Annotated in this window: 27 protein-coding genes and 3 pseudogenes; 15 read left to right on the forward strand and 15 right to left on the reverse strand. The window is 65.8% G+C overall.

All coding sequences use genetic code 11. From position 1 onward, the window contains the following. The 7 genes from X742_RS144260 to X742_RS144230 form a co-directional block, all read right to left on the reverse strand. Positions 1–480: sigma-70 family RNA polymerase sigma factor (locus tag X742_RS144260; RefSeq protein ID WP_023774586.1), on the reverse strand; the 480-nt coding region annotated here is incomplete at its 3' end. 42 nt (positions 481–522) lie between these two features. Continuing rightward, a complete protein-coding gene (locus X742_RS144255) occupies positions 523–1,269 on the reverse strand; it encodes an SDR family NAD(P)-dependent oxidoreductase (protein WP_023774587.1) in 747 nt (248 codons plus the stop codon). Between the two features lie 148 nt (positions 1,270–1,417). Next, entirely contained in the window at positions 1,418–2,188 is a 771-nt protein-coding gene (locus tag X742_RS144250) for a pseudouridine synthase (RefSeq protein WP_023774588.1), read from the reverse strand. Between the two features lie 162 nt (positions 2,189–2,350). Beyond that, positions 2,351–3,175, reverse strand: coding sequence for an alpha/beta hydrolase (locus X742_RS144245; protein WP_023774589.1), 825 nt, complete (start codon positions 3,173–3,175; stop codon positions 2,351–2,353). Continuing rightward, positions 3,165–3,665, reverse strand: coding sequence for an SRPBCC domain-containing protein (locus tag X742_RS144240; protein WP_023774590.1), 501 nt, complete (start codon positions 3,663–3,665; stop codon positions 3,165–3,167). Before X742_RS144240 ends, X742_RS144245 begins: the two co-directional genes overlap by 11 nt. Further along, positions 3,662–3,997: a metalloregulator ArsR/SmtB family transcription factor gene (locus tag X742_RS144235; RefSeq protein ID WP_023774591.1), complete on the reverse strand. Its 336-nt coding sequence runs from the start codon at positions 3,995–3,997 to the stop codon at positions 3,662–3,664. Before X742_RS144235 ends, X742_RS144240 begins: the two co-directional genes overlap by 4 nt. Positions 3,998–4,134: 137 nt before the next feature. Further along, the gene (locus X742_RS144230; protein ID WP_023774592.1) at positions 4,135–5,016 is read right to left on the reverse strand and encodes an aldo/keto reductase family oxidoreductase; all 882 of its coding nucleotides are present in this window, start codon (positions 5,014–5,016) and stop codon (positions 4,135–4,137) included. Between the two features lie 95 nt (positions 5,017–5,111). On the opposite strand from X742_RS144230, the gene X742_RS144225 reads away from it, so the two are divergent. The 3 genes from X742_RS144225 to X742_RS144215 all read left to right on the forward strand — a co-directional run bounded on the left by X742_RS144225 (position 5,112) and on the right by X742_RS144215 (position 8,282). Beyond that, the gene (locus X742_RS144225; RefSeq protein ID WP_023774593.1) at positions 5,112–6,017 is read left to right on the forward strand and encodes a LysR family transcriptional regulator; all 906 of its coding nucleotides are present in this window, start codon (positions 5,112–5,114) and stop codon (positions 6,015–6,017) included. A 154-nt stretch (positions 6,018–6,171) separates the two neighbouring features. Beyond that, positions 6,172–7,356 carry a PAS domain-containing protein gene (locus X742_RS144220; RefSeq protein ID WP_245275615.1) on the forward strand — a complete coding sequence of 395 codons (1,185 nt, stop codon included), beginning with the start codon at positions 6,172–6,174 and terminating at the stop codon, positions 7,354–7,356. Between the two features lie 5 nt (positions 7,357–7,361). Then, on the forward strand, positions 7,362–8,282 hold the full coding sequence (locus tag X742_RS144215; RefSeq protein ID WP_051407717.1) for a diguanylate cyclase: 921 nt from the start codon (positions 7,362–7,364) through the stop codon (positions 8,280–8,282). A 92-nt stretch (positions 8,283–8,374) separates the two neighbouring features. Here the strand turns inward: X742_RS144215 and X742_RS1000000175995 are convergent, their stop codons facing one another. Continuing rightward, entirely contained in the window at positions 8,375–8,845 is a 471-nt protein-coding gene (locus X742_RS1000000175995) for a hypothetical protein (RefSeq protein ID WP_023774596.1), read from the reverse strand. A 30-nt stretch (positions 8,846–8,875) separates the two neighbouring features. On the opposite strand from X742_RS1000000175995, the gene X742_RS0138235 reads away from it, so the two are divergent. Continuing rightward, positions 8,876–9,115, forward strand: coding sequence for a hypothetical protein (locus X742_RS0138235; RefSeq protein ID WP_015316799.1), 240 nt, complete (start codon positions 8,876–8,878; stop codon positions 9,113–9,115). Positions 9,116–9,176: 61 nt separating this feature from the next. On the opposite strand, the gene X742_RS144210 is transcribed toward X742_RS0138235, so the two are convergent. Continuing rightward, a complete protein-coding gene (locus X742_RS144210) occupies positions 9,177–9,404 on the reverse strand; it encodes a hypothetical protein (RefSeq protein ID WP_023774598.1) in 228 nt (75 codons plus the stop codon). Between the two features lie 947 nt (positions 9,405–10,351). Between X742_RS144210 and X742_RS144200 the strand changes: the two genes are divergently transcribed. Next, a complete protein-coding gene (locus X742_RS144200) occupies positions 10,352–10,648 on the forward strand; it encodes a DUF1236 domain-containing protein (RefSeq protein ID WP_023784848.1) in 297 nt (98 codons plus the stop codon). 133 nt (positions 10,649–10,781) lie between these two features. Here X742_RS144200 and X742_RS144195 read toward each other — a convergent pair whose 3' ends face one another. Next, positions 10,782–11,630 (reverse strand): helix-turn-helix transcriptional regulator, encoded by an 849-nt coding sequence (locus X742_RS144195; RefSeq protein ID WP_023774601.1) that lies wholly within the window; start codon positions 11,628–11,630, stop codon positions 10,782–10,784. Between the two features lie 90 nt (positions 11,631–11,720). Between X742_RS144195 and X742_RS0138240 the strand changes: the two are divergent. Further along, a pseudogene (locus tag X742_RS0138240) lies at positions 11,721–12,137 on the forward strand (NAD-dependent epimerase/dehydratase family protein); the annotation flags it as partial. A gap of 4 nt (positions 12,138–12,141) precedes the next feature. Then, positions 12,142–12,750, forward strand: a pseudogene (locus X742_RS144190) (NAD-dependent dehydratase); the annotation flags it as partial. 18 nt (positions 12,751–12,768) lie between these two features. Here the strand turns inward: X742_RS144190 and X742_RS01000000170630 are convergent. Beyond that, a pseudogene (locus X742_RS01000000170630) lies at positions 12,769–13,465 on the reverse strand (RibD family protein). Positions 13,466–13,911: 446 nt separating this feature from the next. Here X742_RS01000000170630 and X742_RS1000000176000 point away from each other — a divergent pair. The 4 genes from X742_RS1000000176000 (at position 13,912) to X742_RS144175 (ending at position 18,083) form a co-directional block, all read left to right on the forward strand. Further along, positions 13,912–14,154 carry a dienelactone hydrolase family protein gene (locus X742_RS1000000176000; protein ID WP_023774607.1) on the forward strand — a complete coding sequence of 81 codons (243 nt, stop codon included), beginning with the start codon at positions 13,912–13,914 and terminating at the stop codon, positions 14,152–14,154. 262 nt (positions 14,155–14,416) lie between these two features. Next, positions 14,417–15,364, forward strand: a complete 948-nt coding sequence (locus X742_RS144185; protein ID WP_023774608.1) for a substrate-binding domain-containing protein — start codon at positions 14,417–14,419, stop codon at positions 15,362–15,364. Positions 15,365–15,486: 122 nt separating this feature from the next. Next, the gene (locus tag X742_RS144180) at positions 15,487–17,070 is read left to right on the forward strand and encodes a sugar ABC transporter ATP-binding protein (protein ID WP_023774609.1); all 1,584 of its coding nucleotides are present in this window, start codon (positions 15,487–15,489) and stop codon (positions 17,068–17,070) included. Further along, a complete protein-coding gene (locus X742_RS144175) occupies positions 17,067–18,083 on the forward strand; it encodes an ABC transporter permease (RefSeq protein ID WP_023774610.1) in 1,017 nt (338 codons plus the stop codon). The genes X742_RS144180 and X742_RS144175 overlap by 4 nt, the downstream gene beginning before the upstream one ends. 449 nt (positions 18,084–18,532) lie before the next feature. Here the strand turns inward: X742_RS144175 and X742_RS144170 are convergent, their stop codons facing one another. Beyond that, the gene (locus tag X742_RS144170) at positions 18,533–18,895 is read right to left on the reverse strand and encodes a hypothetical protein (RefSeq protein WP_023774611.1); all 363 of its coding nucleotides are present in this window, start codon (positions 18,893–18,895) and stop codon (positions 18,533–18,535) included. Positions 18,896–19,077: 182 nt separating this feature from the next. On the opposite strand from X742_RS144170, the gene X742_RS144165 reads away from it, so the two are divergent. After that, positions 19,078–19,380 (forward strand): hypothetical protein, encoded by a 303-nt coding sequence (locus X742_RS144165; RefSeq protein WP_023774612.1) that lies wholly within the window; start codon positions 19,078–19,080, stop codon positions 19,378–19,380. 158 nt (positions 19,381–19,538) lie between these two features. On the opposite strand, the gene X742_RS144160 is transcribed toward X742_RS144165, so the two are convergent. Next, complete coding sequence (locus X742_RS144160; protein WP_023774613.1) at positions 19,539–20,234, reverse strand: helix-turn-helix transcriptional regulator; 696 nt, start codon at positions 20,232–20,234, stop codon at positions 19,539–19,541. A gap of 575 nt (positions 20,235–20,809) precedes the next feature. Between X742_RS144160 and X742_RS144155 the strand changes: the two genes are divergently transcribed. After that, a complete protein-coding gene (locus X742_RS144155; RefSeq protein WP_031248415.1) occupies positions 20,810–21,517 on the forward strand; it encodes a GcrA cell cycle regulator in 708 nt (235 codons plus the stop codon). 116 nt (positions 21,518–21,633) lie between these two features. Here the strand turns inward: X742_RS144155 and X742_RS144150 are convergent, their stop codons facing one another. Then, the gene (locus X742_RS144150; protein ID WP_023774615.1) at positions 21,634–21,990 is read right to left on the reverse strand and encodes a DUF982 domain-containing protein; all 357 of its coding nucleotides are present in this window, start codon (positions 21,988–21,990) and stop codon (positions 21,634–21,636) included. Positions 21,991–22,029: 39 nt separating this feature from the next. Beyond that, the gene (locus X742_RS144145) at positions 22,030–22,311 is read right to left on the reverse strand and encodes a DUF982 domain-containing protein (RefSeq protein WP_023774616.1); all 282 of its coding nucleotides are present in this window, start codon (positions 22,309–22,311) and stop codon (positions 22,030–22,032) included. Between the two features lie 92 nt (positions 22,312–22,403). On the opposite strand from X742_RS144145, the gene X742_RS144140 reads away from it, so the two are divergent. Beyond that, a complete protein-coding gene (locus X742_RS144140) occupies positions 22,404–23,066 on the forward strand; it encodes a DUF1376 domain-containing protein (RefSeq protein WP_023774617.1) in 663 nt (220 codons plus the stop codon). Then, the gene (locus X742_RS1000000171615) at positions 22,987–23,376 is read left to right on the forward strand and encodes a hypothetical protein (protein ID WP_156939443.1); all 390 of its coding nucleotides are present in this window, start codon (positions 22,987–22,989) and stop codon (positions 23,374–23,376) included. The genes X742_RS144140 and X742_RS1000000171615 overlap by 80 nt, the downstream gene beginning before the upstream one ends. The last annotated feature ends 3 nt before the right edge of the window (positions 23,377–23,379 follow it).

Raw genomic sequence — 23,379 nt, forward strand, 5'->3', positions numbered from 1 at the left:
AAGCTGGAGGGGGGCGACGAAGGCGAGCCGCACCGCCTCGCGGGTCTCGTAGCGGGCGTCGGGGCCAGGCTGGCCATCGGCGAGGTCCGGCAGCTCGGCGTCAGGGTAGGGCTCCAGCCAGGCGAGTTCAGCTGCGGCGCCGGCGGCGGCGCGCCCCTCGCTCGGCGGCCGTGCGGGCTCTCGGAGAATGCGATGCGCCGACGACCTCGCCTTGATCGCATTGAGACAGCTGTTGGTGGCGATGGCATAGAGCCAGCCGCGCGGCGAGCCGCGCCCGTCGAAGCGCGAGCGGCCGCGCCATGCCTTCAGGAATGTCTCCTGGACGAGGTCGTCGGCCTCGTGCAGCGATCCCATCATGCGATAGCAGTGGAGCTTGAGTTCGCGGCGGTGGGCCATCGTGAGGCGCTCGAAAGCCCGCCGATCGAGGATCGGCCCGCCTTCCGGACCCAGCGGCTCAAGTGGGCCGGAAGCATCTGTCATGTCGAGCCTGCCAAGCGCGATTGCCCTGATATGCTGCGCCCCTCACGCCGCCGCCGCAAGCCCGCTGCCGCTCACCGTGAAGGCGGTGCCCTGCAACTTGCCGCCGGCGAGCGCGACCACGGCATTGGCGACATCGGCGGGTGTCTGCATGTCGGTCATGCTGGCCAGGAAATCGGCCGGGCTGATGCCGAGATAGGTCGAAACGCCTTCGATGCCGCGCTGGCCGACGCCGGTGCCGGCCATGATGCGCATGGGCGCCAGCGCCATGAAGCGCAGGCCGAGGCCAAGCCGGTCCGCTTCCTTCTGGCCGTGGGCGGCAAGCACCATCTGCATGCGCTTGGCGCCGGAATAGCCACCGGAGTTCGGCGGGCCGCCGCTGAAGGCCGCGCCGCTGGAGATCAGCACCACGCGGCCGCCGGACTTCATGCGGCCACGCAGCGCCGCCTGGCAGAACAGGAAGGATGCCTTGACGTCCATTTCCCAATTGGCCGAGAACTGATCCCAGCTCTGATCCTGGAGGGGCGCCGACGGGGCGAAGGCGCCGGCGCAGATCACCAGCACATCCGGTTCGAGAGCCGCGAAGACCGTATCGGGCGCTGCCTCCTGCTTGGCGTCGACGGCAAGCGTCCTGACGCCGGAGGCCTCCCAGGAGAGCTCCTTCAAGGCGGCCGCGCCGCGGGCGGCGGCAAGCACGGTCGCGCCCTCGCGGAGCGCGGCTTCCACGATCGAGCGGCCGACACCCCGGCTGCCCCCGACCACGACGACATTTTGACCCTGCAACGATCCCATGGATCACCTCGCTCTTCCGGCGGCGGACCATTCCGGCGCCTAAGGATCAGGACAGCCGAGGTAGGGGAAAATCATCGGTGGTGACGAAACTTTTTTTCGAGACATGTGTCCGCGAAAGCCAGACGCAAGAAAACGCTGCCGGCTTCGCTCAGCCCGCCAGCAGCGCCAGTTCCTCCGGCGTGAGATGCCGCGCCATGCCCTTGGCGAGGTCGCCGAGGGGCAGGCGGCCGATGGCGACGCGGATCAGGCGCTTGACCTCGACGCCGTGAGCGGCGAGCAGGCGGCGGATGTGGCGGTTCTTTCCCTCGTCGAGCACGATCTCCAGCCAGGCGGTGCGACCGCCGCTGCGCAGCAGTTCGATCGACTTGACGGCCAGGGTCTCGCCGTCGACGGCCGCGCCCGCGCGGAACATGTCCAGCATCGTTTCATCCGGCACCGCGGCGACCTGCACGTGATAGGTCTTGGGCAGGTGCGAGGCCGGGTCCATCAGCCGGTTGGCGAAGCGGGTGTCGTTTGTCATCAGAAGCAGGCCTTCGCTGGCCTTGTCCAGCCGGCCGACCGGCGAAACGAAGGGCAGGTCGAGCCCTTCGAGACAGGCATAGACGGTGTCGCGCTCGAGCGGGTCGTCGCGGGTGGTGACCAGCCCGCGCGGCTTGTTGAGCATGACATAGACCTTGCGCTCGGCAACCACCTCGACGCCATCGACGACGATCCTGTCTCGGTTCATGTCGACGCGCAGCGCGGCATCGCGCACCACCTTGCCGCCGACGCGCACGCGGCCCTGCGCGATCAGCGCCTCGCCCTGCGTGCGCGAGCACAAGCCGAGTTTGGACAGGGCGCGGTTCAGGCTGACGCTTGAAGGCCCGGCGGGCGGTATTTTGGCGGGCGGCCTGCCGCGTGATGGTGTTCGTGGAGCCATGCTGCTTGGGGTCGATCCGTGGTATCGGACAGATGCCATGGGCCGCACCGGCATCGCAAGCGGCGATCCATTCACGGCGGCGCTGGGATGTCCTCAACCGGCCGCCCATATGAGCCCTGCATGCCCGGATTCCCTTTGCTAGTTGGGATCTACCTGCCGCGCCTAATCTTGCGCGTTGAAGAACGCTGTCAGCACTGGGGCGTGTGCGGCGGGCTTCAATATGTGGTTCTGGCCGGGCAGCGTTTGGTGGCGGGCATTGGGCAGTGCTTTGGCCAGAGCCCTGTTGCCATGCCGCAGCCATGCCGGGCTCTTACCCCCGTCGGTTACCAGCACCGGCACGCGGAGCGACGCCCAGCGGACGGGGTCCAGGGGCTTGCCAAGCTGATCGCCAGCGACGATGGCGCCGTCATGCGGCAGCGTGTGCGCCACGGCCTTGAGCCGTCGCCAGATCGGCGTGAGCTTCATGAAGACGATTAGCAGGCGAGGCATGCCCACCGATTTGAGGAAGGCGGTTATAGCGTCGCCGCGCCGGCCTTCGGCGAGGGCTGTTCCGATCGTCGCCCAGTCGGCCTGCGTGGTCGCGCGGCTGTCGTCGACGATCAGTGGCGCTTCGTAGAGGGCGAGTTTCTTGACGCCGGGGAGGCGGGTAGCCGCCATCAGCGCCAGCATCGCGCCCGACGACGTGCCCCAGACATAGGCCTCGCCCCCGGCCGCCCGCAGTACGGCCTCGATGTCGTCAACCTCGCGCTCGATCGCGTAGGGCGCGGTGTTGCCGCTGTCGCCACGGCCACGGCGGTCGTAGCGGAACACGGTGAAGTTGTCCGCGAGGGCCTTGGCCAGCGGACCGCTCGGTCCCATCGTGCGCGAGCATAGCGCGCCGTCGACGAGGACGAGCGGGTGACCGTGGCCCTGACGCTCGCAGGTGATCAGCGTTCCATCCCGCGACAGTACGGCTTGCGTGGACGGTTTCGCGTTCTCATCCTGCATGGTTGGCTTCCCGGTCTATCAACTGCCCCAGCCGGTCGAAGCTCTGTGCCCAGCCGCCGCGCATGCCCAGCGCCAGCAGGCGCTCGCGGTCGGCGGCGCTCGCCAGCGTCACCTCGAAATGGACATGGGTCCGCATGCCATCGGGCGTAAAGGTCACGGTATGGCGGCTCTGGCCCGGCGGATTGCCGGCCCATTCTCGGATTTCCGGATCCGGTTCGTCGCGGTAGCTCAACCTGACGTTCTCGACGACTTCGAGATAGCTGCCCTGGTTGCGGTAGAGCGCGCCGCTGGCAGTCAGCATATCGATGCGCCAGCGGCCACCGACGCGCACGTCGAGCACGCAGTGAGGAATGGTGCAGTCCCTGATGCCCCACCACTGCGCCACGAGCCTGGGCTCGGTCCACAGTTGAAAGACGCGTGCCACCGGAGCCTCGAACACCCGTTCGATGGCAAAGCCGCGCCCGATGGCATCTTGGGCGCGGTCGCTCATGGCGCCTTGTCCGCGTCGCGCCGCAGCAGATCCTCCATGCGGTCGAAGCGGCCTTCCCAAAGTTTTCGATAATCGTCGAGCCAGCGGTCGATGTCGCGCAGCGGCTTGGGCTCAATGCGGCTCAGATGTTTCTGCGCCGCCCGGCTGCGGGTTACAAGACCAGCCTGCTCCAGCACGCCGACATGTTTGGAGACGGCCCGCACGGTGAGCTCGAAGGGTTGCGCGAGTTCGGCGACCGAGGCTTCGCCATCGAGCAACCGGGCAAGGATCGCGCGCCGCGTCGGATCGGCGAGCGCGGCGAATGTGTGGTCAAGGGAAAATTCAACAGCCATTATGGAACCAACCAGTTCTGGAACTAATTGGTTCTATATATGCCTTGGCTTCCCTCGTCAACAATCTTCCGGAAACTGCGAGAGCTGGCGCGCTCGCAGGGAAGAGGTTCATCCCGGCAAAACGTTGGGTGAAAGTCTCAGGCCGCTGCCTTCTCGCCTGCTATGCTGTTCAAGACCTGGACGGCATCCGCCGGCAGCTCAAGCTCGGCCGCCGCCAGGTTCTCCCTGAGATGCCCGACCGACGAGGTGCCGGGGATGAGCAAGATGTTGGGCGCGCGCTGCAACAGCCAGGCGAGCGCCACCTGCATGGGTGTCGCGCCGAGCTTTTGCGCGACGTCGGCAAGCGTGCTCGACTGCAGCGGCGTGAAGCCGCCGAGCGGAAAGAACGGCACATAGGCGATGCCGTCGGCGGCAAGCTCGTCGATCAGCGCGTCGTCTTGGCGATGCGCGATGTTGTATTGGTTCTGCACGCAGACGATGTCGACCATGCCGCGTCCCTGCGCGATCTGTTTGCGGGTGACGTTGCTCAGGCCGATATGGCGCACAAGTCCCTGGCGTTGCAGTTCGGCGAGTGTGTCGAGCTGCGGCTCGATCGAGCCTTCGGCGGGCCCGTGGATGCCATGCATGGAGCGCAGGTTCACGACCTCGATTACGTCCAGCCCGAGATTGCGCAGGTTGTCGTGCACGGCCTGCGTCAGCTCCCGCGGTGACATTGCCGGGATCCACGAGGCATCCGCGCCGCGCCGCGCACTGATCTTGGTGACGATGGTGAGGTTGGCGGGATAGGGGTGCAGCGCCTCGCGGATGATCTGGTTGGTGACGTGCGGACCGTAGAAATCCGATGTGTCGATATGGTCGACGCCGCTGGCAGTGGCCTCGCGCAGCACGGCAATCGCCGCGTCGCGGTCCTTCGGCGGGCCGAAGACGCCGGGTCCGGCCAGTTGCATGGCGCCATAACCGAGGCGCTTCACGGTGCGGTCGCCGAGCTTGAAAGTTCCGGCCTTGCTTATGTCGGTCATGGGTCTCGATCTCCTTTGGATCGGCACGATATAGACAGTCCTCGCCCGCGCGATAATATGGCGCAATCGGCACAGGCTGTGCGGAAAGGCGAACAATGGCGACGGATCTGGGTGACCTGCAGGCTTTCATGGCGGTGGCGCGGGCCGGCGGCTTTCGCGAGGCCGCCCGGGTCGGCGGCGTCAGCGCCTCCAGCCTTTCCGAGACGGTGCGGCGGCTGGAGAGCGGGCTCGGCGTGCGGCTCCTCAACCGCACCACGCGCAGCGTCGCACCCACCGAAGCCGGCGCGCGGCTGCTCGACCGACTTGGCCCGGCACTCGGCGAAGTCGAGGCGGCGCTCGATGTGGTCAACGGGTTTCGCGGCCGCCCGGCGGGCACGCTACGGCTCAACGTGCCGGTGGTGGCGGCGAAGCTGGTGCTGCCGCGCCTCTTGCCNCCCTTCCTCGCGGCCTATCCCGACATTCGCCTGGAAGTGACCGCCGAGGACAGTTTCGTCGACATATTGGCGAGCGGTTGCGACGCCGGCATCCGCTATGACGAGCGGTTGGAGCAGGACATGATCGCCGTGCCGATCGGGCCGCGCCGGCAGCGCTTCGCCACCGCCGCCGCACCGGCCTATCTCGACCGCCGCGGCCGGCCCGACCATCCGCGCGACCTGCTCCACCACGCTTGCCTGCGCGGCCGCTTCGCCAGCGGCTTCATGCCGCCCTGGGAGTTCGAACGCGACGGTGAGGTGGTGAGCGTCGAGCCGACGGGCCCGCTGCTTGTCAGCACCGGCACCGCCATGGCGCTTGCGCTCGATGTGGCGGTCGCCGGCGGCGGCATCGTCTCGCTGTTCGAGGACTGGCTGCGCCCGTACTTCGACGACGGCAGGCTGGAGCCGGTGCTGGAGCCCTGGTGGCAGGAGTTTTCAGGCCCGTTCCTCTATTATCCCGGCCGCCGCCTGACGCCGGCACCGCTGCGCGCCTTCATCGATTTTGTCGGCGGGATGCGGTGGGACTGATCCCGGACGGAAATCGTGCTGCGTGTTGCGCCGATCGGCCCGTCGCCCCGGCTCCTTTGGACCAAGCGCAAATCCTTGATGTAACACTTTGTTGTCATTGAGGGCCTATCGGAGTGGCGGTACGGCGAAAGCCCGGTAAAGGGAAAGGCGCGCAATGGGTTCGCCCTGGTCCGAATTGCTGGCCAATCTCGCGGTCGTGGCGTTGTTCGTTTCGGTCTGGATCCACACGCATGTGTGGCTGGACCGTTGGCCGCGCGCCGCGAAGGCCGCCGCTTTCGGCTTGCTGATGGGCGCCGGCGCCATCGTCCTGATGCTCACACCCATGCAGTTGCAGCCCGGCGTGCTCGCCGATCTCAGGGCAACGATGATTGCCGTTGCCGGCTTCTTCGGCGGTCCCGTCGCCGGCATCGTCGCCGGGGTCATGGCTGGTGCGTTCCGGACTTTCGAGGGCGGCATCGGCGCCTTCGCCGGTGCGGTGGGGATCGCGGCCGCCATGCTGGTCGGTGTCGCCGGGAACCTTGCCCTGAAGGGCCGGCGGCCCACCATGGTCGACATCATGATCCTTGGCGCGGCCGCCGCTGCCGCATCGCTGCTCGGCCTCAGCGTCCTGCCACGAGATGTCCTGCAGATGGTCCTGCCTGATGTGGCGCTGCCTTCCTCCCTGCTCATCTTCGTCTCGGTGGTGCTGTCGGGGCTCACGCTTTACCAGGAGCGGCGACGCCTCGAGGCGCTGCAGTCCCGGCGCATCTACAAGGCCGTGGTGGAGACACTGCCGGATTGCCTGAACGTCAAGGACCTCGACGGGCGGTTCATCGCGGCCAATCCGGCAACGGCCGAACTGATGCAGGCGGCCGACGCCAAGGCTCTGATCGGCAAGACGGATTTCGACTTCTATCCGCGCGAAACGGCGAAAGGTTTCCGCGAGGACGAGCTTGCCGTGCTGGCCTCGGGCGTCTCGTCCACCATCGAACAGCGCCTTCATCACGAGGATGGAACCGAAGGCTGGCTGGCGACCTTGAAGGCGCCCTTTCGCGACAGGAGCGGGGCCGTCGTCGGCCTGATCACGCACAATCGCGACATCACGGCGCGCAAGCAGCTCGAGGCCGAGTTGGCGGAAAGCCGGGTCCGGCTCGGAGACGCCTTGACGCACATGGCCGACGGTCTGGTGATGTTCGACCCGGACGGCAGGTTGGTGCTGTGCAACGCCCAGTACCGCGCCATGTTTCCGAAGACGGCGGACATGAGGGTGCCAGGCGCCGACTANCCCTACACGACGCTCTTCCGATCTAGCTCGAGGCCGAGTTGGCGGAAAGCCGGGTCCGGCTCGGAGACGCCTTGACGCACATGGCCGACGGTCTGGTGATGTTCGACCCGGACGGCAGGCTGGTGCTGTGCAACGCCCAGTACCGCGCCATGTTTCCGAAGACGGCGGACATGAGGGTGCCAGGCGCCGACTACCGTGACATCCTGCGCGCCTCGGCGCAGCGAGGTGAGGCGATCACACCGCCGGACGAGGTCGAGGGCTGGATCGCCGGCATCATGGCCTCGCAGAAGCTTGTCAGCCAGCGTCAGGTCCGGCTTGCCGACGGCCGCTGGCTCGACGTGCGCACCCGTCCGACAGGCGACGGCGGCAGCCTAAGCGTATTCTCCGACATCACCGAGGCCAAGCAGGTCGAGACCGAACTGCTGGCGCTCAACGAGAAGCTGAACCTTCTGGCACATCGCGACGGGCTGACCGAACTGTGGACGCGCCGCGCCTTCGACGAAGCGCTGGCGCGCGAATTCTCGCGCGCCAGGCGCAATGCGGCTCCGCTCAGCCTGGTGATCATCGATGTCGACTGGTTTAAGCGGTTCAATGACCATTACGGCCATCCGGCGGGCGATGAATGCCTGCGCGCCGTGAGCCGCTGCATCCAGGCGACTGCTCGCCGTCCGGCCGACGCCGCGGCCCGCTACGGCGGCGAGGAATTCGCGCTCGTCCTGCCCGAGACCGATGCCCGGGGCGCCTTTGTCATTGCCGAGACCCTCAGGAGCAAGGTGCGCGACCTTGCCATGGCGCATGCCGGCAGCGAAAAGAGCATCGTCACCGTCAGCATTGGGGTCAGCACCCTAGACGCGGACGGCGCCACGATGGAGATTGCCGATCTTCTGAGACGGGCCGACGAGGCGCTTTACGGCGCCAAGGCCGCCGGGCGGGACCGGGTGCATGGCTGGCGCCCGCATCTCAGCGACCAACGCTCGACCGGTTCCCGGCGCAAGATATGAGGCTTGCAAGGCCAGGGCCGGGCTGCCGCTGGATTTGGATGAGCTGAGCTGGTTATCGCCTGAACGAGGGTCCGGGCGGTGAAGCGTAAGCTTCAGCCGGAGTGAACTGAATCCGTGCTGGCGCGATCGAGCTTCACAAGACGAGCCTTCGCTTCGCCGACGCGCTGTTGCGCGGATCTTATCCTGTCACAAAGCCGCAGATTGATACCGACGCCACAGTCTTCGTCCAGCATCGCGTTTGCGCGTTCAAGGGCGAGTTCCGCTCGGTGAAGTCGCTGCCTCGCCCTGGCAAGTTCCAAGGTCAAAAGTTCCATTGCTGCCGCTTCCGTGGTTTGCGGTCCCTTCCATTGGGAAACCGCTGCCGGGTGGTTTGGTTCCGGGTCGTTCGCGAAGCTGCATCTGCTGCCGAAGTCAGGGCCTGGAGATGCCGCAGCCGCCACGCTTCCAGGATTGGGCCGGTAAGTGGCAGTCATGTCTTTGTTTATTGACCCCGCCAATGGCTGGCGTAGCTTGTCCACGGCCGTCAGCGATGCGAACATACGCGGGCGCTTGGGAGCGATCATCCTGCTTCCACCCAAATCCAGGAGGAAGCTGTGCGCAGGCTATTACAGACGCGCCCTGGCGAATATCTCGATCACCGATTGGAGTGCCCCTTTTGCGGCACCATCCGCCTGCAAATCCCGGCCGATGCGACACCATCGACGCGGATCAGTTGCGCCGAGTGCGGCAGATATCTTGGTATCTGGGATGAACTGCAGACCGACTTCGAGCAACAAGGCGGCAACGATGGGGTTTTCCGTCTCGACAAAGGGCGCATCCAGAAGCTCGACTAGACTTGCCGCGAGCAGCGCTCGATAGCACTGGCTAGGGTCGGCTCCCCATCGCCGATGCCCATCAGGACGGCCTTGGATGGGCAAGGCCGGTCTGGAAGGTGCCTGGCAACACGGGTGAGCCACCGCGGCTCGTCGAGGCTGTCGCCATGGCGTCTACCGGCACGATGATGATCATGCGGGCATGCTGCTCTGGCCACAATGGCTTTCCGAAAAGGAAGAATGTGCTGGCGAGAAAACAGACCAGCAAGAGGATGGCCAAGGTGTTGGCGATGATCTCACCAAGCTGCATTGCTCTTCTCCAATTCACGCGTCCCTCCCGGCAACGAGCGCCAGCAAACTATGTTCAACGTTTGGGACCAATGCGCATGGTTCGCAGGACTTCAGTCCGAGTTGCGGGTCGAGCGATAAACGCACAACCTGCCTTTGCACCGGCCGAGCCTCCGCCAAGTGTGGCAGCCGGGGCATAGCCCGGCCTGCTCGCAACGTGCCGAGCCCTCCGCCAAAGCAGGCCGGGCTCCTTTCTCGAAAGCGTCACAAACGGACCGCGATTTCCACGGGCAGCGGTGAGCGCTGGTTGCGCAGCGACGGCAAGGCCCGATCCGCGGGGTGGCGGAAAGCGCGCCGGTGCCGTCCGCCTTGCTCCACGGCCACAAAGGCGCGATTCTCCTCCCTTTGGCGGCCAGCCAGCATGGTCAGATTGGGATTGTGTGGACGGATCTGTTGTCCCATGGCCTCAAAGCGACCTCACGATTAGCGGTGAAGGCAGCAAGGCTGCTACCAGTTCAAAGTAAGGCTGACGAGCAGGACGGCGATCAAGGCCGACAACGGGACCGCCATCACCAGCGCCGCCTCCATAAGGCGGGTTTCCTTGTCGCTGAACATTAAACCTCCTCACTTGTCGGCTGAGCGCCGGGATTTAGGGTTCGCCCACCGCCCGAAGCAGTGAGCGAACCCTATTGGCGCAGGAAGGGACGTAGCTGCGCCAATTCAAAAACACCCCCGCAGTGCCACCCGACATCGGTCGGATATCCGCGATGAACTTGCAGCGAAACAACGAGCGCGAAAGACGGCCGTTCCCGGCAGTGGCGCCGGCAGGACTATTGCGTTTTTTTATGGGACCTAAGTCCGGTGCTGGCCGGACCGAAGCCCAAGCCTGGAACATTCAACCATGCCTGAAGTTCGATCCCGCAGCGCGGTGACAATGTTGTGCTGTGCAGGTTTCAAATGGAGGTACTCATGAAAAAAGATCTTGCCGCCGTAGCCGCGGTTCTGTTGCTCGCAGGTGTCGGCGCAGCCGCCGCCGAGGACGTCATCATCCAGCCCGAGCAGGAAACGGTGATCAAGGAGTATGTGCATAAGCAGCCGCTGGCTTCGGTCAAGGTTCCCGGCGTGGAACTCAACGTCGGCACGGCCTTGCCCGATACCGTCGAGCTTCACGAAGTCCCCAACGTCAAGTATCGTTACACCGTCGTCGACAACCGGACCGTGATCGTGGATCCAAGCACCCGCAAGATCATCAAGATCATCCAGTAGCGGCGCTTGGCCCGCTGCCGGCTGGCGGCGGGCCAACCATGCAGACGCATTGCCTTGACAGTCAGAATTTGCGTGATGCCGACCTTGCGCAAGCTGAACGGGTTCGCGAACGCCCCTTGAATGGGGTCCTGCGTCAACGCGACGGGTCCGCCCCTCGCTCCTTGTGCCGCCGGGCAAGCCCGCGAATGCGGTCGGCGACCTTGCTATCCACCGGATTGTAGACGGTCAGGCTCAGATCCGGCCGGCCATCCACCGCGAAGGCCGAATATTCCAGCTCGATGTCGCCGAGTTCGGGATGCTTCAGGCGCTTTGTCCCGTCGCCATGGCTGAGCACGTCGTTTTCCCGCCACAGCGCGTCGAATTCCGAGCTGGCGCTGCAGAGCTCCTCCACCAGTTGGGCGACCTCGGACACCGCGCCGGCGCGCGCCGCATCGGCCCGGAACGCGCCGACCACGAAACGCGCGAGGTTCTCCCAATCGTGCTGCTTGGCGCGGATGGTAGGGCTCAGGAACATAAACCGCAGGATGTTGCGCTGGCCAGCGGGCAAGGTGCTGTAATCGGTCATCACGACTTGCGCGGCGCGGTTCCATGCGACGACATCCCAGGTCGCCGTCTTGATCAGGGCCGGGCTTGCCTCCAGCGTGTCGATAAGGCGTTGCAGCCTGGGGCTGACGCCGTCCGCGCCGATGTAGCGGACTTCGGGCGGGCGCCCGAGCCCCAGCATGAAAAGATGTTCGCGCTCTGCCTCGGTCAGCAGCAGACCCTTGGCAATCCGGTTCAGCACATCGGCCGAAGGCGCGCCGCCGCGTCCCTGTTCCAGCCATGTGTACCAGGTCGGGCTGATGTTGGCGCGCTGCGCGACCTCTTCCCGGCGCAGTCCCGGCGTGCGCCTGCGCCCGGAAAAGCCGAACGATGAGGGGTCGAGCCGGGTACGTCTGTCTTTCAGGAATGCCGCGAGCGAACCGGCGGAAGTGTTGGGCATCCTGTTAGCCATTATACCATGATAAGATCACTACTTTAATGGAATAATAGAGCAGCGATAGTACGCAGGCAACTGTGCAGGAGGTTTTGCATGCGTATCTTTTTAACCGGCGCGACCGGTTTCATCGGTTCGGCCCTCGTTTCCGAACTTCTTCAGGCCGGAAATCAGGTCGTCGGCGTCACCCGCTCCGACGCGGGTGCCGAGGCGTTGGCTGCCGCCGGTGCCGAGGTGTATCGGGGAACCCTCGAGGATCCCCAAGGCCTGCGCGACGGCGCGGCCGAGGCGGAAGCCGTGATCCACACCGCGTTCGACCATGATTTTTCGCGGTTCGCCGAGAATTGCGAAAAGGACAGCCGTGTCATCGCCGCGCTCGGTCAGGCACTCGCCGGCTCCGACCGGCCGCTGGTGATCACCTCGGGCGTCGGCATGGGCAGTCGCGGACATGGCCAATTGGCCGTCGAGGATGTCTTCAACCCCGATCACCCTAATCCGCGCATCGCCTCGGAACNCCGCGCTCGGTCAGGCACTCGCCGGCTCCGACCGGCCGCTGGTGATCACCTCGGGCGTCGGCATGGGCAGTCCCGGACATGGCCAATTGGCCGTCGAGGATGTCTTCAACCCCGATCACCCTAATCCGCGCATCGCCTCGGAACTCGCCGGGAATGCGTTGCTGGAGGCCGGCATCAACCTGTCGGTGCTGCGCCTGCCGCAGGTCCACAACACGCTCAAGCAAGGCCTCATTTCGCCGCTCATCGAGATCGCGCGCCAGAAGGGCGTCTCGGCCTATGTCGGCGACGGCCGCAACCGCTATTCGGCCGGCCATGTCTCGGACGCCGCGCGCCTTTACCGGCTCGCGGTGGAAAAGCGGCAGCCCGGCGCGCGCTATCACGCCGTCGGCGAAGAAGGGGTGGAGGTGCGCGCGATCGCCGAGGCGCTTGGCCGTGGCCTGAACCTGCCGGTGGTTTCGATCGCGCCGGAGAAGGCGGCTGAGCATTTCGGCTGGATGGCGATGTTCGCCCCCATGGACCTGCCCGCCTCCAGCGCGCTGACCCAGGCACGGCTCGGCTGGCGTCCGACCGGCCCGACGCTGATCGCCGATCTGGACGCGATGCGGTATTGAGGCGCGTAAGAGGCGGCCTTAGCCTGGGGTGACGGCGTAGCGCAAATGGACGAGCCCATGCGCGAGGGCTTTGCAATCCGTGAGCGACAACCGCACCTTGTCGGCAAGGCCGCTATTCCCAAACTCGACAAAGCCCTGGTTTGCCTCCCGCGCATCGAGCGCGGGGGCAATGAGAAGGCTGAGTTCATCGACCAGCCCCGCCGCCAGGAAGGAGCCGTTGATGCCGGCGCCGCCCTCGAGCAGCAGGCGGCGGATGCCGAGCTCACGGGCAAGCACGTCCAGCATGGCGGCGAGATCGATGCCGGGCGTTTGCGACACGATATGACACGCCGTCGGCGGCGAGTTCGGCCAGATGGCTGTCGGCTACATCATGTCCGAGCAGCACCACGACATGGTCCCCGCCGATGTCGGGTTTTGCAAAGTGCAGCTTGCCCGAGGCATCGAGCGCCACGGCAAAGCTGCCCGCATTGCGCTGCGCGAAATAATGCGGCCGCTCGACCTTGCCGCCATGCGCGGGCGGATGCGCGGCGGCCTTGCTCATCTCGGCCATGGTGACGCGGCCGACGATCCAGGCGTCGCCTTGGAGGTCGTTGTGGATCTGCTCATAGAGGCCCGACCACTCGGCCCGGCTGCCGTCGGGGCTTTCGGTATAGCGGCTCGGATGAAGGCTGCCGTCGAGCGAGGCAAGCATATGGCAGATGATGCGCGGCTTCATATGGTGTCTCCATTTCGTCGGCTTGGCCGCCCCGAAGGTAGTGCCGCACCCGGAAAATGGAAGCCGATGCGGTGTGCCTTGAGGCTGCAAGTCCCGGCGGGTAAAATGACTATCTCTGCGACCTAGGGGCTGGTGCATGGCGGACATCATCCTGTCTCACTCGGTTCTTGGCCTTCGCCCGATCGAGCGTCATCTTGCGGAACGCCTTCGGGCCCGCGGCCATGCGGTCGCACTGCCAGACCTTTATCAGGGTGCAGCGACGGATGATCTCGATGAAGGGTTCGCGATCAAGGCGCGGATCGGCTGGGGTGCCATCTGCCTGAAGGCGCGAGAGGCTCTGGCCCCGGTGCCGGGCGATGCGGTGCCGGCGGGGATCTCGATAGGCGCCGGCGTGGTGGCGGAATTCTGGGCGTCGCGGCCGCTGGCAGCGGGTGTTCCGCTGTTGCATGGTTTGGCGACCGTGCCACACGACCCGGCTTGCCCATCCGACTGCATGTCGCGACACCGATCCACTGTTCCCCGAGCCCGACGTCAGCGCCTGGCAGGAAAGCGCGGAGGCAGCAAAAGCGGATGTGCAGGTTTTCCGCTATCCAAACACGGGACATTATTTTTCCGACCCGGCATTGCCCGACTACAATGCAACGGCGGCCGCGCAGCTCTGGAGCCGCTCCTTGGCGTTCCTGACGTAGAAGGCCTTCGGACCGAAGAGTCCAAATTCAGAGGATTCCGACAAGTTGCTGTCCTGGCTGTTATATCGATGTTGCACAAATGGTTGACCCTGGGTTAGCATCCTCTTGTTGACGCCGATCGGAGGAATTTAGGCGGCTGTCAGCTGGAGCGGCATGCGTTCTTGGCGCAAGGAGGATGCTCCAACACTTTAACCGGCGCATGATCCTTCCTGAAACCGGTCCCGGTTTTTAGGGGCCGTGCGCTTCTGTGGAGGAGGAACCCATGAACAGACGCGAATTCCTGATGACGTCCGTGGCCGCGGGCGCCATGATGCTGGCCGCACGCTCGGCTTTCGCCGAGGACAAACTCACCATTCTCGGCTCGGTGCCAAGTCTCGGCTTTCCCTTCTTCGTGCACATGCTGAACGAGATCAAGGCCGAAGCGCAGGCGCAAGGCGTCAACCTGACCGAGAGCGACGGCCAGAACTCGGCCACCAAGCAGACCGCCGACATCGAGGCGGCGCTGGTGCAGAAGGTCAACGCCATCGTCATCTCGCCGCTCGACGTCAACGCGCTGGCGCCAGCCATCGAGGAAGCGGTCAAGGCCGGCGTTCCCGTGGTGACGATCGACCGCCGCGTCGACGGTGTCCAGGGCATTCTGGCCCATGTCGGCGCCGACAATGTCAAGGGCGGCGAGGCGGAAGCCCAGGCCATGGTGGCCGCATTCCCCAAGGGCGCCAAGCTGTTCCACCTGCAGGGCCAGCCGGGCGCGGGTCCCGCGATCGACCGCAACAAGGGCGTGCACAATGTGCTCGATCCGCTGAAGGACAAGTACCAGATCGTCTACGAGCAGACAGCCAACTTCGCCCGCGCCGAGGCGCTGACGGTGACGGAAGCCGGCCTTGCCGCCAACGGCAAGCCGGACGCCATCATCTGCGCCAATGACGACATGGCGCTGGGCGCGCTCGAAGCGTGTGCCGCGCGCAATTTCAGCGACGTCAAGATCTACGGCTTCGATGCATTGCCGGAAGCGCTGGTCGCGGTGCGCGACGGCAAGCTCGCCGGCACGGTCGAACAGTTCCCCGGCAAGCAGTCGCGCACCGCCGTGCAGATCGCGGTCGCCTACGCCAAGGACAAGACCGAGCCGAAGGAGAAGCTGGTGCTGCTGACGCCGATCGTCATCGGTAAGGACAATCTCGACAAGGCGGAGAGATTGAACGAGACGAAGTAGGCTGATTGAATGAGGCCGGCGGGACAGCATCCCCCTCTGTCCCGCCAACTGTCCGGGAGGACAGAGGGGGTGTTCAAGCGCGGCTTGGCGCACAGCATCCGAACAGCATCGAGGAGGACTGCTTGCCGCCAGCTGAAGCCGCACCCGCCCTGCTTTCCGTCGAAGGCCTGACCAAGCATTTTGCCGGGGTGACCGCGCTGAGCGATGTCTCGCTCGATGTCCGCGCCGGCGAAATCCTTGGCCTGCTTGGCGAAAACGGCGCGGGAAAATCGACGCTTCTGAAAATCCTGTCGGGCGTCATGCCGCCTTCCGGCGGCCGCATCACCTTCGACGGCGCCGACTACCAGCCGGCGAGCCCGCAGGAGGCCAAGCGGCTGGGCATCGTCACCATCTACCAGGAGCTCAGCCTGATCCCGACGCTGACGGTGGCGGAGAACATCTTTATCGGCCGCGCGCCGATCGGCCGGCTTGGGCTGGTGAGCTGGCGCAAGATGGAACAGGATTCCCGCGCCATCATTGCCCGCGTCGGCCTTACCATCGACCCGATGACGCCGGTTTCGGCGCTGTCGGTGGCCGAGCAGCAGCTGGTCGAGATCGCCCGTGCGTTGTCCTTGAAAAGCCGGCTGATCATCATGGACGAGCCGACCTCGGCGCTGACCGAGACCGAGGTGCGGAGGCTGATGTCAATCATGGACCGGCTGCGCAAGGATCACGTCGCGATCATGTTCGTCACCCACCGGCTGGAAGAGGCATCCGCCATCTGCGACCGCATGACGGTGCTGCGCGACGGCAGGCTGGCGGGGCATCTCGAGCGTCAGGGGGGACCGATCAAATTGCCCGCTATCATTGAAAAGATGGTCGGCCGCGCCGCTTCCGAACTTTACGCCCGTCCGGCGCAACGCGCGGCGGCCGGCGATGTGGTGCTGTCGGTTCGGGGCTTGCGCACCGTGCGCGATCCCGAAGCGCCGCACGCCATCGTGCTCGACGGTGTCGATATCGACCTCAAGGCGGGCGAGATCCTCGGCGTCGCCGGTCTCGTCGGCTCCGGCCGCACGGAGCTGGCGCGCGCCGTTTTCGGCGCCGACCGCATCGCGGCGGGAACGATCACGCTCGACGGCAAACAGATCGCGCCCGCATCGCCGGCCGACGCCATCGCGCTCGGCATTGGGTTGGTGCCGGAAGACCGCAAGCACCAGGCGATCTTTGCAGCACTTGGTATCCTGCCGAATTTTTCCGTCGCCTCGCTTGGGCGTTTCAGCAACGGCTTCGGCTTCATGGCCGAGCGGCGCGAGCGCGACGCGCTGTCGGGGTTCAGGAAGATGCTGTCGATCCGTATGGCTTCGGCCGAGCAGGCGATCGAGGGGCTGTCGGGCGGCAACCAGCAGAAGGTTATCCTGGCGCGCTGGCTGGCGCGCGACCCGAAAGTGCTGATCGTCGACGAGCCGACGCGCGGCGTCGATGTCGGCGCCAAGGCAGAGGTGCATCAGATCCTGGTGCAACTCGCGGCGCGCGGCATCGCGGTGATGATGATCTCGTCCGAACTGCCCGAGGTGCTGGCGGTGTCGGACCGCATCGTCACCATGCGCAAGGGACGCATCACCGGTGAAATGCCGGGCGTCGAGGCAAACGAGGAAAGATTGATGGAACTGATGGCGCTCGACAGGCAGGATATGCCGGCACAGGATGCGGAGGGGCAGGCACGATGAGCATTGCCGAGGAACAGAGCCAGCGCGGCGGCGTGACGATCGCGCGGCTTTTGATGAGTTTTGGGCCGCTGCTCTTCCTGGCGGCGCTGGTCGTCGTCTTCACCGTGCTGAAGCCGAGCTTCATCGATCCGATCAACCTGTTCAACATCACCAGGCAGATCTCGATCACCGGGCTGATCGCGCTCGGCATGACCTTCGTCATCCTCACCGCCGGCATCGACCTTTCGGTCGGCTCACTGCTCGCCTTCTGTGGCATGGTCGCGGCCGTGGTCGCCAAGGGCGGCACCGCCAACACGCTGTCGCTGTCGACGTCAGGCACGCAGGGTTTTGGCTGGTTCGCGGCGTTGCTCGCCGCTGTCGTGGTCGGTGCGCTCGCCGGCGGCGTGCAGGGGTTCGCCATCACAAGGCTGAAAGTGCCGCCCTTCGTCGTCACGCTGGGTGGGCTGACGGTGTTCCGCGGGCTGACGCTGACCATTTCCAATGGCGGCCCGATCTCCGGTTTCGACGCCTCGATGCGCTGGTTCGGCACGGGGCTGATCGGTCCGGTGCCGGTGCCGGCGATCATCTTCGCCATCGCCGCCATCCTGTGCCACATCGTGCTGCGCTACACCCGCTATGGCCGCGCCGTCTATGCCGTCGGCGGCAATGCCGAGGCCGCGCGGCTGTCGGGCCTGCGCGTCGACCGCATACTGGTCTCGGTCTATGTCATCGTCGGCTTCTTCGCCGGGCTCGCCGCCTTCGTGCTGTCGGCCAGGCTGAATTCTTCCGAAGCGGTCGCCGGCATCGGCTACGAATTGACGGTGATCTCCGCCGTCGTCATCGGCGGCACCTCGCTATTCGGCGGCATCGGCTCGGTCGGCGGCACGGTGGTGGGCGCGGCCCTGATCGGCGTGCTGCAGAACGGCCTGCAGTTCAACAACGTCTCGTCCTACACGCAAAGCATCGTCATTGGGCTGATCCTGATCCTGGCGGTGGCGTTCGACCGCTGGCTGAAGTCGCGGGTGAGGCGATAGGAACGAGGGCTCTGCGCTCACCCGCCTCTGTCAGGCTGGACAGAGGGGGCATCTCACCCGGCCATTTGCCAGGAAAGCTGTCCCATTTCTTGCAAGAAACGCGATATCGTGCGCCAATATTCGCGCGCCTCGCTCGGCCAAGCCGGTTTCGGCCTGAGCGGCAATGTGCGCGTGACCAGCCGCGTCGAGCGGTTCGGCCGGCGCTGCCGTCTGGCGGCAATTGTGGTGGACCATGGGCGGGCAGGGCGCCGAATGCCCCCATCAGGCCAGCGACGGACAAGGCGGCAATGGTTCCCGCCCCGGCCCTTATCCAGGTCTGGACTCTTGAGCGGGCAGTCTTGAACATTCCAAATTAAGCGCGTCGAACGAACAGCCATCCCAGGCGCAATCTAGAAACCAAAATCGGGGATTGGAACCCGCGAATGGCTCGGTCCAGCCGTACTCGGGCCTCAGGCTGCCTCAAGTGCCCAAAGACGATGGCCGAAACGGCGGAAGAAGCGCGCCACAAGCCGCTGCTGCTTCGCCCTGGCGAGATCGGCCAGCCGTCGTTCCTGGCGCCAGCGCGGCATGTTGCGCCAGCCGGCGATGAAACGGACTGCATCCTCGACGGCTTCGTGCGCCGACAGCGCTGGGCCGATCATGGCCAGGAACAGCGGCTCCGCCTGCTTCAACTCGTCGATGACGGCCTTGCGCCTGAAATGATCCAGGCGGGCCTGCGCGATGCCGGTGCGTCGGATCGCCTCGAAGGCTAAGAGCAAGGCGGGGCTGTCGCCGGTGTAACCGCAGGCGCGGGCGAAATTGGCGGCATCCATCCTTGCTCCCGGATCTGGCGCGAGGTGATCCGGCGCCGACTCATATTTGCAAGTGATATGTAAGCATAACTCTGACAGACATAGAAGGGAGACTTTTGGAAGAGTTTGAAAACCGCGACTCGACTCCTGCTTCGAAACACGGGAAGATATGAACAAATCAGGAACAAAAGGACGGAGAAGTGATGGCGTTGCCGGGCAGGGAAGCAGTGATCGCGCAGGTTGCCTCGCTGTCGGTCGAGTGCGCCGATTGCGGCCGCAACAGGTGGTGGCGGCCCGATCAGTTGAAGCGCTTCGGGGTGAACGGGAGCACGCCGCTGGCCGCGCTGTCGGGCCGTATCGTCTGCTCGGCCTGCCGGGCCGACGGGCTGCCTGGCACGGCGATCTCGATCCAGGCCGCTTTCATCGACGAGCGCCAGCGCGTGCGCTCGGAAGCCCGCATGCTGAGCGGCCGCGACGTGCCGCTGGAGGGGTCGAGGCGAACTTGAGGGGCGGCGGCTGGCGAAGTCGTCAGCAGACGTCGTCTGCGTCGGAAAGGGCAACGTCTCGCCCTCCGCGAAAGGCCTGCAAGATCGTCACGGTGTTGTCCCTGAGGCTGAATGCTATCGTGGCTCGCCGGCGATAGCCCACGGCACGCAGGCCCGGTCTAGTATCCCAGCAGTTCCTTCAGCGGAATCACCCGCCAGACGTGCTTGATGGCGTAGCGGTTGAAGGTCAGCGTCTTGGGCGGATTGTACTGCTCGACCACCAGCTCGCCCGCGGTGCGCCGGACCAGCTTCTTGATGAAGGCCTTGCCGTTCTTCTCGTTCTCGTCCGGAAAGGTCTCGATCACCACATGGTCGCCCGGCACCGCGTCGCGGCCGCCGCAATAGATCATGTCGCCGGGTTCGTAGCGCGGCACCATGGAATCCGAGAGGACATGGAGCGCGAATACTCTCGGCAGGTTGCGGACCCCTGGCGGACGCTGCACGTATCCTGCCGGCTCGCCGTTCAAGGTGAAGTCGCCGTCGTCGCCGCCGACGGCGGCGCCCAGCACCGGAATGTCCATCGCTCCGGCCGACAGCGGGCCGGCGTCGGTGACGATCTCGGCGTCCGCCACCGGGCCGACATCGTCGAGGAAGACGACCTGTCCTTGGCCCAGCGCCACGGGGTCGACGCGCAGGAAGGCGGCGGTCTTCAGCAAGTTCTCGGTCTTAGGCAGGTTGCGCCCGGTTTCCCAGTTGCCTACGGCGGCGACATCGGTCTCGTTGTGTTCGGCGATGTGGCGCATGACCAGGCCACGCTGCTTGCGTGCCTGGCGGATCGCGGCCCCGACCCTGATCGACAGTTGCGTTTTCACCATGGCCTCATGTGACCGGCAAGTCCTGCTTTCGTCCATGAAAGAATGGCTTGCATCAATTTTTGAGTTATGCTTATATCAACTCATGCGAAAGCTCAACCCTCTCAGAGTCGACAGCGCCGCCAGGCCGGCATGCCGGACTGCCCTTTCCATTCCGCCCCGGCCGCCTCCTCCTCGGCCGGGGCGAAGCGCGAAGCCGATTGCCCTGGTGCATCGGCCTTGCGTCGGTCGGCCCGTTCCCGGCGGCCGGAACGGCCGGAGCCGCTCCCCGCGGCTCCGGCCCCCATTCGACCCGGCCGAGGGTGTTGCCTGTCGCACGCAGGACGGCACCGTACATCCTGTACGAGCCGATGACCGGCAGGGCGGGTTCGGCCCCCCGATAGGGACGTGGGGGGCGCGGCTTGCGCGCTTCGCCGCCGCGTCGGTCGGCCGGCGGGGCTGAGCGGCCGGTTCCGAAGCAATCCCAGCGGCCGACAGGCCAGACCAGCCCGACAGCGCCCATGAGGCCGCGGGGCAAACCAGACGCGTGCCTGACGGCCCCGTCCACGGCGGCCGCTGGCCGCGCAATGGAGACGGACATGGCAAGCTACAGTGACAGCGAATTGCAGGCGATTGCCGCCTGGCTCGGGGATGGGCTTTCGGCCTCCAGGATCGCGGCGGCGTTCAGCGCACAGCGCGGCAGCCCAGTATCGCGCAACGCCATTATCGGCGTCGTCCATCGCAACGCCATGCTGGGCGCGATCGGCTTCTCCAATGGCAGGGGCTTGTCGGCAGCCGGCACGGCGATGGGCAAGGCGGCGANGGGCGCGATCGGCTTCTCCAATGGCAGGGTCTTGTCGGCAGCCGGCACGGCGATGGGCAAGGCGGCGAGCCGAGCCGCCAAGGCGGAACCCCCAACGAGCCGTGCCGGCGCCATCCCGCAGCCGGGGAGCACACCGGCCGTGCGGCCGAAGCGGGCTCCTTCGCCCGTGCGGCCACGGCTTTTCCAGCGCGAGGCTGGCGTGCTGACTGCTGATGGGCAAACCTATCGCTTCAAGGTGCCGGCGTCGCCGCACGGTCCTATTGGCCGGCAGCCGCATGGCGTGGCCATGCGCTTCATCGACTGCCTGTTCACCCGCTGCCGCGCGCCGCTCGACCTGGCGCTGGAGGAAGATGCCAAAAATGTTGCGCCCGCGGGACGGCCCGGCCAGGACATGCTGTGCTGCGGCATGCGCACCACGACGATGAAAAGCTACTGCAGCTACCATCAGGCACGCTTTCACCGGCCTGTTTGCGAAGCCGGGTGAAGCTCGGTCCCTTCTCCCCGTTGAATGGAGAGAAAGGCGCTTCTAACGCCGCCGTCACCAGTTTCGATCGCCGCCAATTCGGGAGAATCACTGTGAACGCCCATCGCGCCGCACCGCTATTTCGGCATCTGGCGCCCTTGTTTAGGCTGCTGCGCCGCCCGTTGCTCCAGCATCGTCGCCGGGCCGCCGCCCGCAACCAGAATGCCGGCAACGCGGGCAAAGCCGGTGAACACTTTCATCGCATCGGATTGCGAGATCTGCGCCGCGATGGCGGCGCTGCAGGCGTTGAGGGCGCTGCGATAGACGTGGCCCCGCCGCTCGATCGGCCAGCGCTGCAGGAAATCGGCGGCCTCGCTGACAGTCTCGATCTCCTCGACATGGCCGTCCAGGGAGACTTTGAGCGGCACTCCGGTCTTCATCGTACCCACGGCATTCACCTTCGGTCCAAGCCCGGCTTTCAAGCCGACGCTCATAAACGCAAAAGGCCTGCCGCCGGTTGCATCGCGGCCGTCTCAGGGGCTCGCCGCCGCGTCGAGCCACTCATGCGCGCGGCTTCTTGGCTTGGCCACCAATATGCCTTGTTGCCTGGCCGCCTCGCGGAAGGCCTCGAAGGCGGGGCGCGGACAGCAAGTACCCTCGACCGCGAGCCGGACGAGCCGTGCCGCCTCGAGGTAGCCCGGCGCGGTTTTGTCGGGCCATTGGTGACGAAGCGCCGTCGCCGCCTCGGCCACCGAGCCGACCAGCATGGTCTTGTTGTCGCAGAAACGCAGGGTCACCGGCATGAAAGCCGTCATGGGCAATCCTCCCTTGGGCATGGACGCGTCACAACGTCCGGACCGGCGGCGGGTTCCATTAGCGCGGCTGTAGGAACAAGGTGGTGCGCGGCATGAGCGAACGGCCCTTCATGCAGCTCTACGTCTCCGATTTCGTCGGCGACACGCTGCAACTCTCGACCGAGCAGATCGGCGCCTACATGCTGCTGCTGATGGCGATGTGGAACGCCGGGGGAAGCCTGCCCGAGGACGACGCCAGGCTGGCGCGCGTGGCCCGCCTGCCATTGAAGCGATGGCGGGCGATCAGCGCCGAGCTGCTCGCCTTCTTCGAGCGCGAGGGCGACGAGATCGGACACAAGAGACTGACGAAGGAGCTGTGCAAGGCGCGGCTCAAGTGCGAGGCGAGAGCGGCCGCCGGCGCGCGCGGCGGAGCCGCCACCGCCTTGAAAACAAAGGCGCGTGTCCAAGCAAATGCCGATGTTTTGACGCGGCATTCTCCAGAGTCCAGAAACCAGATGGAAAAAGCTTCCGCTTTTTCAGCGCGCGAGGGGCGCGAAAGACCGGGGATTTCGATTGGGGGCCGCGAGGCGGCTTCGAGATCGCAGGGCCAGGGCCGGCTCAAAATGCCGCTGGGCTGGACCAGGCCGAAAACCCACGGAGACGCCGCCAACGCCATCATCGAGGAGATCCGCGGATATGACCACGGCCGAACTGCAGCAGGCAACGAAGGCGCTGGCGGCAATGTTCTCCTGCTTCCCGCAATCCGCCCTGACTGACGTCGAGATGCAACTGCGCGGCTACCTCGGCGCGATCAGGGATGCAGAGCTGGGCGACCTGCAGGCCGCCATCCAGCGCTTCGTGCGCGGCGAGGTGAGGAGCGGCAACGCGCAGTTCTGCCCTTCGAGCGCGCAGCTCTGCATAGAAGTGCGCGAGCGGCGGGTGATGCGGGAGTTGCTGGCGCGGAGGGGCGCCGGCCTGGTTTCCTCGCCTCCGCGAAGCGGGGGAGAGGTGGCCCGGCGAAGCCGGGACGGAGAGGAGGCCACGCCAGAGCCGACTGAGAATGAGCATCGCAATGCGCACCCCTGAAGA

Origin of the sequence: Mesorhizobium sp. LNHC229A00 (assembly GCF_000502415.1) — a bacterium.
Lineage (GTDB): Bacteria > Pseudomonadota > Alphaproteobacteria > Rhizobiales > Rhizobiaceae > Mesorhizobium.